9 protein-coding genes are annotated in these 11,975 nt (G+C 50.2%); 6 read left to right on the top strand and 3 right to left on the bottom strand.

Annotated features, from left to right (window positions below):
- Positions 1-26 precede the first annotated feature (26 nt).
- Both glnD and map read right to left on the bottom strand, forming a co-directional pair.
- A complete protein-coding gene (glnD, locus tag QMA35_RS14265; protein WP_281647829.1) occupies positions 27-2,741 on the bottom strand; it encodes a [protein-PII] uridylyltransferase in 2,715 nt (904 codons plus the stop codon).
- A 99-nt stretch (positions 2,742-2,840) separates the two neighbouring features.
- Positions 2,841-3,638, bottom strand: a complete 798-nt coding sequence (gene map / locus QMA35_RS14260) for a type I methionyl aminopeptidase (protein WP_281647828.1) — start codon at positions 3,636-3,638, stop codon at positions 2,841-2,843.
- A 269-nt stretch (positions 3,639-3,907) separates the two neighbouring features.
- Here map and QMA35_RS14255 point away from each other — a divergent pair, with 269 nt between their 5' ends.
- The 6 genes from QMA35_RS14255 (at position 3,908) to mvaD (ending at position 10,313) form a co-directional block, all read left to right on the top strand.
- Entirely contained in the window at positions 3,908-4,942 is a 1,035-nt protein-coding gene (locus tag QMA35_RS14255; RefSeq protein WP_281647827.1) for a hydroxymethylglutaryl-CoA reductase, read from the top strand.
- Between the two features lie 19 nt (positions 4,943-4,961).
- A complete protein-coding gene (gene fni, locus QMA35_RS14250; RefSeq protein WP_281647826.1) occupies positions 4,962-6,011 on the top strand; it encodes a type 2 isopentenyl-diphosphate Delta-isomerase in 1,050 nt (349 codons plus the stop codon).
- A 9-nt stretch (positions 6,012-6,020) separates the two neighbouring features.
- Positions 6,021-7,193 carry a hydroxymethylglutaryl-CoA synthase gene (locus QMA35_RS14245; protein WP_281647825.1) on the top strand — a complete coding sequence of 391 codons (1,173 nt, stop codon included), beginning with the start codon at positions 6,021-6,023 and terminating at the stop codon, positions 7,191-7,193.
- A 133-nt stretch (positions 7,194-7,326) separates the two neighbouring features.
- Entirely contained in the window at positions 7,327-8,337 is a 1,011-nt protein-coding gene (locus QMA35_RS14240; RefSeq protein WP_281647824.1) for a mevalonate kinase, read from the top strand.
- On the top strand, positions 8,318-9,331 hold the full coding sequence (mvk, locus tag QMA35_RS14235) for a mevalonate kinase (RefSeq protein WP_281647823.1): 1,014 nt from the start codon (positions 8,318-8,320) through the stop codon (positions 9,329-9,331). Before QMA35_RS14240 ends, mvk begins: the two co-directional genes overlap by 20 nt.
- Positions 9,312-10,313 (top strand): diphosphomevalonate decarboxylase, encoded by a 1,002-nt coding sequence (gene mvaD / locus QMA35_RS14230; protein WP_281647822.1) that lies wholly within the window; start codon positions 9,312-9,314, stop codon positions 10,311-10,313. The genes mvk and mvaD overlap by 20 nt, the downstream gene beginning before the upstream one ends.
- Before the next feature lie 95 nt (positions 10,314-10,408).
- Here mvaD and QMA35_RS14225 read toward each other — a convergent pair whose 3' ends face one another.
- Complete coding sequence (locus QMA35_RS14225; protein WP_281647821.1) at positions 10,409-11,626, bottom strand: hypothetical protein; 1,218 nt, start codon at positions 11,624-11,626, stop codon at positions 10,409-10,411.
- Positions 11,627-11,975: the final 349 nt, after the last annotated feature.

The raw sequence follows: 11,975 nt of genomic DNA, 5'->3' as shown, positions 1-11,975 counted from the left end.
CAGAGTTGATTGGAATTGAATGTTGTTTAAGTTGCACCCCCGAGTGAGTCTTCAAGGGCTTTTTGCAGCTGCTGACTTAACGCTTTATGCAGCTGCTGAACTTTTTCCGGGTCACTGATGGGGTCGCCATCCAGATCAGTGATAAAGAACACATCTTCTATTTTTTCTCCCAGAGTAGAAATCTTGGCTTTCTGTACCAGAACCTTTTGCTCCATAAATACATGCCCCATATGCGCCAGCATGCCGGGACGGTCGATAGCGTTTATTTCTACAACTGTTCGGCGATTGACCGGATCATTGCTAATGGCGATGACTGGTTTTCGGGAGAAGTGTTTGAGCTGTCGTGGCGTATGAACTGTTCCGAAGTTAGGCTTTGGCAGTGATTCCGCTTTCAGTGTTTTACTGATATGGGAGCAAATGCGCTCAATGCGTGCATTATCATTACCAAGGGGTTCCCCGGTGCTGGCATCCAGTACAATAAAGGTGTCCAGTGCCAAACTGCTGGACGCAGTGATAATGCGAGCGTCGTGTATTGTCAGGTTCATTTCCCCAAGGGCCGTGGTGCAGGCGGCAAATAGGTGCGGGGTATCTGGACTGCAGATAAATACTGCAGTTCCGCCTTCATAGCGGCGTTCAGTAGACTCTTTCACCAGAATCAGTGGCAACTCGCTGGGGTTTTCAAGAATGCCTTTGGTCTGCCATGCCACTTCTGTGGCGTTATGTCGAAGAAAGTATTCGTCACCGAACTCCTGCCAGAAGGCTTCCGCCTTCTCAATGTCCACCCCCTGAACTGTAAGCAACTGGCGGGCAAGATCCTGAGTATCGTCGATGTTTTCCTGTTTATCGATAGGGTTTTCCAACCCTCGATGAAGAGCTTGGCGGGTTTGTTTAAACAGTTCCCGTAATAAACTGGCACGCCAGCCATTCCATAAGCTGGGGTTGGTGGCGTTAATATCGGCAACCGTCAGGCAATACAGATAATCCAGGCGGCGGGAATCGCCAACCAGCTGGGCAAAGTTGTTAATAGTGTCTGGGTCTGAAAGGTCCTGACGTTGGGCTGTTACCGACATGGTCAAGTGATGGCGAACAAGCCATTCAACTAATGAGGTGTCGGCGGCGGAAAGACCGTGCTGCTGACAAAACCGGCGGGCATCTTCTGCACCGAGAACAGAATGATCACCTCCCCGACCTTTACCTATATCGTGATACAGCCCGGCAATATAAAGCAGTTCCGGCTTTGGCAGACGTTTCTTGGCCAGACAGGCTACCGGGAACTGTTCCTGGTTCTCTTTATAGTTAAAGCGGCGAAGATGTTTTATTAGCAGCAGGGTGTGGGCATCGACCGTGTAATTATGAAAAAGATCATGTTGCATCTGCCCGATAATGCGGCCGAACTCGGGCAGGTAGCGCCCCAAAACACCGTAACGAATCATGCGTCGCAGGCTGGCTGTCAGGGCGTAGGGGGAGCGCATCAGTTCAAGGAACTGTTTGTGAATTTTCGGATTGGCTCTGAAATTATCGTCTATTAACACCCGGGCATCACGAATGGCCCGAATCGTTTCTGCGGTGGGGCCAAGAATGAAAGGGTTTCCCGACATCAAAACGAATATTTCAATCAGTGCTTCAGGGTGCTCAATGAAAACATTTGGATGGGTGATTTCTATATATTCGTTGTAGACCTGAAACCGCTCATTAAGAGAAATAACTTCCTGCTCTTTGCCAGCATCCAGAATGTTGTCATCAAAGTGTTGTAGCAGTAGGTCATTCAGTACTCCGAGGATCATGACTGCACGAAAATACTTCTGCATAAACTGCTCAACGGCGAGAGCGCCACCTTCAATATCTTTATAGCCAAACTGTTTGGCCAGAGTGCGCTGATGGTCAAATAGCAGGCGGTCTTCCGGGCGCTTGGTCAGTCTATGGAGGGCCCAGCGGATCTGCCATAGAAAGTCTCTGGCTCTCACCAGCATGTGATATTCCCGCTCAACCAGAAAACCGATACGAACCAGCTCCTGGGGCTCATCGGTTCCATAATGGCGGCGAGTGATCCAGCCAATCATGTGAAGATCTCGAAGTCCGCCAGGGGAGCTTTTCAGGTTTGGTTCGAGATCATATTCGGTTTGGTTGAACTTACGGTGGCGAGTTTGTTGTTCTTCATACTTGGCTTGCAGGTACTCTTTGCTTGGCCACATCTGTTCCGGATTGATGGCGTTTTGCATGGCATCGAACAGGTTCTGTTTGCCGGACAACAGTCGCGATTCAATCATATTGGTGATGATGGTGAGATCATCACGCCCTTGGCTGGCACATTCGCTGATAGAGCGAACGCTGGAGCCTACCTTGAGATTGATATCCCAGAGCAGGGTAAGAAATTTTTCTATGGTATCCCGGTGAGGTTCGGCATCTTCATTTCTTAGAAGAATCAGGATGTCGATATCAGATTGCGGATGAAGTTCCGCACGACCATAACCACCGACTGCAACCAGAGCAATATCTTCAGCATCCTTTCCTGCAAGGTGTTCCCAGGCCAGGGTTAATATTTGATCAATCAGCCATGCTCGACCGCTGACAAGAGTCTGGATAGACATATCAGCTGCAAACCACTTGTCCATCTGCTGTTCGGCCAGCTCCAGACATTTTTTATAAGCCAGAGCTGGTTGGGAGGTAATCGTTAACTCAGCCCGGAATTGGCTTCGATTAAACAGGCTGTTTTTCTGGGTATCACTCAGTACGGAGGTCATGGGTTGTTCTTCTTCTGAGTTTGTTTGTCTTCCCTGTCGGAATAACTGGCATCCCGGAGTACAGATACAAACAGACCGGCAAAAGCCGGTCTGTAATGTTTATGCCAGAGGGGATGTCTCACCTTCTCTCAATGTGAGAATTTCGTATCCATCCTTGGTCACCAGAATGGTGTGCTCCCACTGGGCTGATGGGCGACGATCCTTGGTGACAGCGGTCCAACCATCGCCTTTGAGCTTGGTTTCTTTGCGGCCAGCATTGATCATTGGTTCAATGGTGAAGATCATACCTTCTTGAAGCTTTACTCCGGTACCAGCAATACTGTTGTGGGTTACCTGGGGTTCTTCGTGGAAACCTTCGCCAATACCATGGCCGCAATACTCTTCAACCACAGAGTAATGGTTGGAGTGGGCGTGTTTGGCAATGGCAGCACCAATATCACCCAGGTAAGCGCCGGGGCGAACTTGCTGAATACCGAGGTACATGCATTCGCGGGTAACATCTACCAGCCGCTCCATGTGCTCTTGCGGTTCACCAATAATAAACATTTGACTGGTATCACCGTGGTAACCATCTTTGATGACCGTGATATCAATGTTCAGGGCATCGCCTTTCTTCAGTTTTTTCTTGTCTGAAGGGATACCGTGACACACCACATCGTTCAGTGAAGTGCAGATGGATTTTGGAAACCCTGGGCGACCCGGAGCCGCGCCGTAGTTCAGAGGTGCCGGAATGGTCTTCTGAACATTGACCATGTAGTCGTGACAAATACGATCCAGTTCTCCAGTGGTGATGCCTTCTTTTACATGAGGGGCAATCATGGTGAGAACTTCACCGGCCAGACGGCCAGCAATGCGCATTTTCTCGATCTGCTCTGGGGTTTTAATAATGACAGACATGTCGTGCTGTAGAATCCCTGAAGTTTGTCCGCTGAAGCGAAAAGCCATCTTCATAAAAGCCTGTAATCAAGATGTCGCGGACTGTAATTTAATGGCTAATGTCACATTCTAGCAAAACCCTCATGGCTCTTGATAGTTGCTGAAGTGCGGATGAGAGTTTACAGCTTGCTGTATACAGGCAGCGCAATCATTTGTGTTCTGATATGATGGCGCCACCCGGGGTGTTGAGGCCCCGGTTATTAGTACTCTGACAGGGCGAATTCCGGGATATGTCACAACATAAAATTTCCCAGGCTCCGGTTCCTATGCGGCTGGTGGGGCCTGTACGGATTGTTGGTGATGTTGTGGATGACAGCGTTATGCTGCCATTGGCAACCTATGAAACCACGCTGTGGCCGTCTGTCGGGCGAGGAGCCCGAGTAGCCACCCTGGCTGGCGGAATGCGTGCCACAGTGCTGGATGAGCGAATGACGCGCTCTATTTTGCTGGAGGCGGAAGATGCCTCCCATGCACTTTCTGCCTGGCAGAGCCTTTCTGCCCGTAAAGAAGAAATGAATATGGTGGTGCGGGAAACCAGCCGGTTTGCCCGGTTGATTGATCTGCATCACCAGATAGTCGGCAATATGCTGTATGTGCGGCTGGAGTTCACTACCGGCGATGCCGCTGGTCATAATATGGTGACTCTGGCATCTGAAAAGCTTCAGGACTGGCTGCTGAGTGAGTATCCGGCGCTGAAGTACACATCGATTTCCGCCAACTATTGCACAGACAAAAAAGCGACTGCCGTAAATGGCATTCTTGGCCGGGGTAAAAGTGTAGTCTGTGAGCTGACCATTCCCCGTGACCTGTGTGAGCGTCGTCTGAAAACCACGCCTGAAGCTGTGGTCGACCTGAATATCAAGAAAAATTTAATCGGCACCATGCTGGCCGGTGGCATTCGCAGTGCCAATGCTCACTTTGCCAATATGCTGCTGGCATTTTATCTGGCGACTGGTCAGGACGCTGCCAATATTGTCGAGGGTTCACAGGGAATTGTTCACTGTGAAGTGCGTGACGGCGACCTGTATTTTTCTGTCAGTCTGCCCAATCTGATTGTGGGCTCAGTTGGTCACGGCAAAGGGCTGGAGTTCGTTGAAGAAAACCTGCGCCTGCTTGGCTGTAAGGAAGAGCGCGAACCTGGTGAAAATGCTCGCCGTCTAGCGGTCATTTGTGCTGCTGGGGTTTTGTGTGGCGAGCTTTCTTTGCTGGCTGCCCAAACTAACCCGGGTGAGTTGATGGCGGCTCATGTGAAGTTTGAGCGTTAGTGCTGAGGGTAATAGTTCTATGGGTTCTGAACTCAAAACTGATCAGCAAACCAATAACCGGAAAATCGAACATATCCGGATGATTGAACAGGATGGTGAAACCGATCGAGATGCTCGTTATTTCGATCGTATCCGTCTCAGTCATCGGGCGCTGCCGGAACTGGATCTGGATAAGATTGATCCCAGCGTGGAATTTATGGGGCGAAAGCTCTCATTTCCATTGCTGATCTCCTCTATGACCGGCGGTGATCACAGTTTGGTTCGCACGATAAACCATAACCTTGCCGTAGCAGCTCAGATTACTGGTGTCGCACTAGCCGTTGGTTCTCAGCGGGTGATGTTTGAACAGCCTGCTGCCCGGGCCAGTTTTGCTTTACGGCAATACGCTCCTGATGCTTTGTTGCTGGCAAACCTGGGCGCTGTGCAGCTCAATAAAGGTTTTGGCATTGAGCAGTGCCGTGAAGCTGTTGAGCTTGTTGGTGCTGATGGCCTTTATCTGCACCTGAATGCCCTGCAGGAAGCGATTCAGCCGGAGGGTGATGTCGACTTCTCCGGCCTTCTGGGCAAGATTGAAAATATTCGCCGCCAGCTCGATTGTCCTTTGTTACTGAAAGAGGTCGGTTGTGGCTTCTCCAGTGATGATGTTGCGAGAGTTGCTGAGCGGGGAATCGAATACATTGATGTGGCCGGGCAGGGGGGAACCTCCTGGAGTCGCATTGAACATCTGAGGGCGGATGATCGTCACAATCTTGGAGTTCTGTTTCAGGATTGGGGGGTGCCAACTCCTCAGGCGCTGAAGCAGGCGAAACCCTATCGAGACAGAGTTCAGTTGATTGCCAGTGGCGGTTTGCGGAACGGTATTGATATGGCCAAGTCTGTTATACTCGGCGCCCGTTTATGCGGGATGGCTGCCCCGCTGCTTAAGCCAGCCATGGAGTCTGTAGATCAGGTGGTGGAAACCATTGAAGCATTGAAGCGGGAGTTTGTGACCGCAATGTTTCTGTTGGGTGCCCCTGATGTTGCCAGTTTATACGGCAATGAAAGACTAATTCTGGAAGACTATACCTGATAGTGTGCTATGTCCGTCGGTATTGATGACATCAGTTTTTATTCCTCTGGTATGTTCCTGCCGCTGGCTACGCTGGCAGAGCATAATGGAGAAGATCCGGACAAATACCGGATAGGTCTTGGTCAGGAGCGCATGGGTGTTCCTGCACAGGATGAAGATATTGTTACTCTGGCGGCTAATGCGGCCAGGCCTCTTATAAATAGTGATAATCGTGAAAACATAACTACGGTTCTGTTTGCCACGGAATCCAGTATTGATCAGTCCAAAGCTGCGGGTGTTTACGTGCAGCGTTTGCTGGGCTTGGGTTCGAATTGTCGTATAGTCGAGTTAAAGCAGGCTTGTTACAGCGCCACGGCTGCATTACAGATGGCTTGTGGTTTGGTCGCTCGCAAGCCAGAAAGTCAGGTGCTGGTATTGGCTTCCGATATTGCTCGTTACGGTTTTGACACCCCGGGTGAAGCTACCCAGGGATGTGGAGCTATTGCCTTTATTGTTAAAGCGAACCCTCGTTTGCTGGCGGTGCATGCTGAAACTGGCTGTTACAGCGAAGATGTTATGGATTTCTGGCGCCCCAACTATATGGATACGGCGCTGGTAGACGGTAAATACTCCACCATTATCTATCTCAAGGCGCTGCGCCAGAGCTGGAAGAATTACCATGAGGCCGGAGGTCTCGATTTTGGCGACTTTTCCCGCTTCTGCTACCACCTGCCATTTACCAAGATGGGTGAAAAAGCACATCGCAAGCTGGCTGTTACCAATGGCGTGTCTATGGATGTTGAGCTACTGGAAAAACAGATAGGTTCAGGCCTGTTGTACAATCGCCAGATTGGTAACAGCTATAGCGCGTCACTGTATATTGGTCTGTTGTCGTTGTTGGAAAATGATCAAGAAGATCTTTCTGGCCAGAATGTCGGATTGTTCAGTTATGGTTCGGGATGCGTCGGGGAGTTTTTCTCTGTCACAGTGCAGCCAGGTTATAAGCAGTACAGTCGACGTGTGCAGCATGTTGATATGCTGGAAACGCGTCAGGAATTGGATTATGAAGGCTATGCCAGCCTGTTCAGTCATACCTGTCCCAAAGATGGCGGAGAGCATTATTTCCCCTCTGAAGCGGCGGGTCATTACCGGCTTGCAGGTATTCATGACCATAAACGCATCTATACCGAAACAGGGGATTGAATCCCCCGGTTTTCGGTGTTTACTGTCGGTGCTGCGAAGCCTGATTGTGGATGTCGGAAGCAGGCAAGGGTTCAGTCGGTTACCAGGACTGTTTACAATGGCAGTTCAACAGGAAGTCCGTGGCAGGTAGTTCATGAGAGCCATTGCTCCAGGCAAAATAATTATTTCCGGTGAGCATGCCGTGGTTTATGGTACGCCGGCTCTGGCCGTTGCTGTAAATATTCATGCCCATTGTGAAGTGCGCCCCGTTAATGACGCAGTAGTGCACTTTTATCTCGATAACTACGGTCGATTGGCCGAGTGTACGATTTCTGATCTGGAATCCCTGCGCCTGACAATCGATGAGGCTTATCAGGCCTATTTGTTGGGGCAGCGGGATATTTCTTCTGTTCTGGCTCGACCAGGCGATTTGTATCTCTACGCAATCGCTGGCTTGTTCAGTGCTCATGATATTCCCCGAGATCAGGGCTTTGAAATTCATCTGAAATCAGATATTCCCATGCGTTCTGGTATGGGTTCGTCGGCAGCAACTGTAGCTTCAGTGTTGGCAGCGGTAGCCGGCTATTTTCATGTAGAGCTGGATAAAATGGCGCTGTTTCGTTTTACCAGTCACACTGAGCGGCTGCAGCATGGCTGTAACAGTACTATTGATCCGATGGTGACTGTTCACGGTGGCTTGGTGCGTATGGAAAATGCTCAGGTAGAAACCCGGCAGGAATTGCCGGAGTTGAACTGGTATCTGGTGAATTCCGGTGAGCCAGAGGTAAGCACTGGTCAGTGTGTGGCTGAAGTTCGCCGTCGTTTTGGTAAAAGCACTATCTGGAATGAGTTTCACAGTATTATTACTGGTCTCGAGCAGGCATTTCTGTGTCGAGATGTTGGTGCCCTGAAAGAGTATGTAAAGCGCAATCATCAGTTGTTGGTGGATATCGGTGTGGTGCCGGGTACCGTGCAGCGCTTTATGGAAGATCTGCGTTCCCGTTATAACGCTGTTGGCAAAGTGAGTGGTGCTGGCGCGGTTTATGGGGAAAAGGCTGGGTTCTTGTTGGTGCAAAGTGATCAGCCAGTAACAGATCTATGTCGAGAATATGGTTTCCCGGTTACCCGATTGCAGTGTGATCCCCATGGCGTCCGTCTCTGCTGAAATGCCTGTTGCTGAGCAGGTGGAAAATACATTTGATACCAAACCGTCCGGGCAAAAAACGGTCATCGTTTCAGCTCCCGGCAGTACTATGTTGTTTGGTGAGCATGCCGTTCTCCATGGTGAGGCGGCCATTGCCTGCGCTATGGATGCTCGGCTTTCTGTGAAAGCGTCTTTGCGTCACGATCGCCATGTTGTGATTCGTTCAGCTCTCGGTGGCTTTGAAACTGAGCTGGATGATCTCGATAAAAGTCGCACCCACCGTTTTATATTGGCTCTGTTGAAGCGCTGGCAGAATCGCCTGCCTGCTGGCATAGAATTGGACATTGAATCCGACTTTTCCCATACCGTTGGCCTTGGCTCTTCTGCCGCTCTTACTGTTGCGGTGGCCGCAGCTTTTCGCCACCTGTGTGGTTTGCCATTAAAGCAACGAGTATTGCTTGATGAGTGTCTGGCAGTGGTGCAGGAGGTTCAGGGCGGAGGTTCTGGTACTGATCTGGTGGCCAGTATTTATGGCGGAATTGTTCACTATCGTCCGGATACTCGCAGCGTCACGCCACTGGGTGATACGCTGCCGGTTGCCCTCCACTACTGTGGTTACAAAACACCCACCCCTGATGTGATTGCTCGTGTGAATTCGGAGCGGATGCTGACTCCTGCCCTTTATGATCACCTGTTTCGGATGATGGGAGAGTGTACCCAACAGGCAGCTGGAGCTATTCGCGAGGGCGGTCTTGCCCGGTTGGGGCGGTGTATGAATGTCTATCATGGGCTTTTGGATAGCCTGGGGGTATGTGATATTGCGCTGGCGGGAATGGTTCATCAGCTGCGCAGTAGGGGGGTTCTTGGGGCAAAAATTTCAGGTTCAGGGTTGGGGGATTGTGTGATCAGTCTCGAAAATGGTTCTGAGAATGGAAACGCCCGACTTGATGGTTATGAGTGTTTACCTGTATCTGTTTCTTCTGCAGGAGTGAATTTTGAGTCTGACTCGGAGTGATGTCGCTGCCAGAGTTCTGGCCGACTGTGTACCTGAGCCGGTTGATGCGTTTGAAGCGTTTGCGCCGGTCAATATTGCCCTGTGTAAATACTGGGGTAAGCGTAATGCTTTGTTGAATTTGCCTGTTAATGATTCATTGTCAGTTTCTCTGGCTAAGAAAGGCTCTACAACAAAGGTGTGCTGGCTGCCAGAGCAGGCTGAAGATGAGGTGATTCTGAACGGCGATGCTGTTGATCGGGATTCCAGTTTCTATAAGAAAGTTGTCGCCCATGCAGACCTGTTTCGTTCGCTGGTGCCCGGTGCTCTACGAGTCGAAACCGTAAATAGCGTGGCAACCGGTGCTGGGTTGGCGTCTTCTGCATCCGGCTTTGCGGCTCTGACTCGTGCGTTGGCGGGTGTTTATGGCTTGCCTCTTAACGATGAGCAGCTTTCCATCTTGGCCCGAATGGGTAGTGGTAGTGCCAGCCGTTCGGTTTATGAAGGCTTTGTTCGCTGGCACAAAGGGGTGAGAGCGGATGGTATGGATAGTCTTGCTCGCCCTCTATCAGAAATCTGGCCTGATCTGCGGGTTGGGGTTTTGACTCTGACCAGTGAAGTGAAAAAAACCGGTTCCCGGGAAGGGATGCAGCGTACCGTAGATAGTGCGATTCTATATGGTGCCTGGCCAGAGCAGGCTGAGCGTGATATCGCCCGTATTGAGCATGCTATCGCAGTGCGTGATTTTACCTTGTTGGGGGCAACGTCTGAGCAAAATGCTCTGGCTATGCATGCTACTATGTTGGCTTCCTGGCCGCCGTTATTGTACTGGCAGCCGGAATCTGTGGCAGTGCTGCAAAAGGTGTGGCAGCTTCGGGCCGATGGTTTACAGGTTTATGCCACTATGGATGCCGGCCCCAATGTGAAACTGCTGTTTGAGGCGGGTTCCGAGGCGGATGTCAGGCTGGCATTCCCTGATATTGATGTCGTTGTGCCTTTCGGCTGAATCTTCTTTCGGTTTTCTTCAGCCCTTTCCTTTGTCTTTCGTGGAAAGGGCTGAAGGTGTGGCTTTTCCTCTCTTTATTATTCTGAATGTGCCAGTTACCACCGACTGAGGTGCTCAATAATCAGTTGCTGGTTTTTTGGGGAGTATTTTCGGCAATTGGTTTTAAGTACTGATTGTTCCGGGGGCGGTACAGTAATAGTTTCGCAGAACCAGGGGAATTTATATTTGGTTGTGCTGTGTTTGGGATGGGCTCCCATCATTGTGCCCAGAACATGAGCTGGCAGGTGAGTATGCTGGAAGGTGGTAAAGCCTGTTTGGCGGCCTTGGTCAGACATAATCCAAACCCATTTTCTTTTGCGGGATGGTTCTCGGGCGTACATGGCCCAGTTGCTCATCAGTAGGAATTTTGTGTGCGAGGCTGGCGTTTGAATGCTTTGCTCTTTGACCCAGTTGTCCAGGTCTTTGCGAAAATCTCCCATGAAGGCGCCAATGGCTTCCCAGTAAACTAAGGTGTCGTATTTGGTGATGTAATTATCCCGTAGGCTGGCGAAAGGTTGGTCTGGAACCCAATTTAGAATAACTCGGCTGAATAGGGGGCGGTTGCCCTGCTTTTTATGTTTCCTGTTGATTTCATTCATGTGTTTGATCCACCAACCGAGATACTGGTGCAGGATATGATCGTTGTTGGCTCGGGCTATACGTTGGTGCTTAAACATATGGATATTGAGCGCCGGTGCCTCTTTGCTATGTGTTGCCTGAAGCTCTACTGCCTGATGTTCCTCGCTTGGTTGTTCTTGTATCTGCCTGGTTTGGATTGATGGCGGTGTATCTTGTTGGATGGTTTCCTGAGTGAAATCTTCAGGTGATAGTACTGATTCGGTCACGGTGTTTTGATCAATCACTGTGTGGAGGGTGATGATATTGGCGCCATCAAACTGGTCATGGCTGATCTTGATGGTGTTGTTGTGTAGGGATAATAAGGCATTTTCATCATTGATTGTGGCGCTGTAGATGCTGGTGCCGGTCTCTCGGCCATTTTCCAAAATGATCGCTGGCAAGCGTTCGATAACAGAGACCTGCTGATTGCCCGCGGTGTTCGAGTAGGTGAATGTTAGGGGTGGTTGACTTTCGGTTTCTTCGGTTTCTTCGGTTTCTTCAATTAATGTCTGGCTTTCTCTAACTGGGGGGATGGCTCTGATCTGCTCGGCAATTGCCTGGCTACCAAACTTTCCTAGACTTAGCTCTTCAGCCCAGGTGGGTGGATTTGGGGTGAGTGTGAGAAGGGTAAGGCTGAGAGCGTAAATGTTTTTCATGGAAGGTTTGTCTCTGGGGAGTGTTGAGGTGTTTGAATGTTTGTCGGCTACGAAAGGCGCTGCTCAAGGGGGCGGTCACTGTTCTTTTTGAGTCTGTGTTGGCTGAGGGTTTGGCTTCATTCTTGTTTATCGTGTTCTCGCTGGTGCAGTGTCTTTGGCGAGCCTGTAAGTAGAAAATAATTTGGAGATATGTCGCAGGGTTCCTGTTTGGTGGGCTCAAGGGGCGTCCTTTCAGGGCTGATTTTTGTAAGCTGCTCAGTGGGGCTTTGAGGCAGGGCAATCTCATTTGGCCATCTGCTCAAATAACACCCTGCAGCAGTAGTTCAAGATATTCATCATCAGCCGCTGC

Origin of the sequence: Parendozoicomonas sp. Alg238-R29, from assembly GCF_947331445.1 — a bacterium.
Lineage (GTDB): Bacteria > Pseudomonadota > Gammaproteobacteria > Pseudomonadales > Endozoicomonadaceae > Sansalvadorimonas.
The sequence above is the reverse complement of the archived record's forward strand: the minus strand, read 5'-3'. Positions and strand labels throughout refer to the sequence as shown.

Coding starts and splice junctions, on each gene's coding strand:
- fni (WP_281647826.1), top strand. CDS start 4,962: ATGGGTTCTGAACTCAAAACTGATCAGCAAACCAATAACCGGAAAATC.
- QMA35_RS14225 (WP_281647821.1), bottom strand. CDS start 11,626: ATGAAAAACATTTACGCTCTCAGCCTTACCCTTCTCACACTCACCCCA.
- map (WP_281647828.1), bottom strand. CDS start 3,638: ATGTCTGTCATTATTAAAACCCCAGAGCAGATCGAGAAAATGCGCATT.
- mvk (WP_281647823.1), top strand. CDS start 8,318: ATGGCGTCCGTCTCTGCTGAAATGCCTGTTGCTGAGCAGGTGGAAAAT.
- QMA35_RS14255 (WP_281647827.1), top strand. CDS start 3,908: ATGTCACAACATAAAATTTCCCAGGCTCCGGTTCCTATGCGGCTGGTG.
- glnD (WP_281647829.1), bottom strand. CDS start 2,741: ATGACCTCCGTACTGAGTGATACCCAGAAAAACAGCCTGTTTAATCGA.
- QMA35_RS14245 (WP_281647825.1), top strand. CDS start 6,021: ATGTCCGTCGGTATTGATGACATCAGTTTTTATTCCTCTGGTATGTTC.
- QMA35_RS14240 (WP_281647824.1), top strand. CDS start 7,327: ATGAGAGCCATTGCTCCAGGCAAAATAATTATTTCCGGTGAGCATGCC.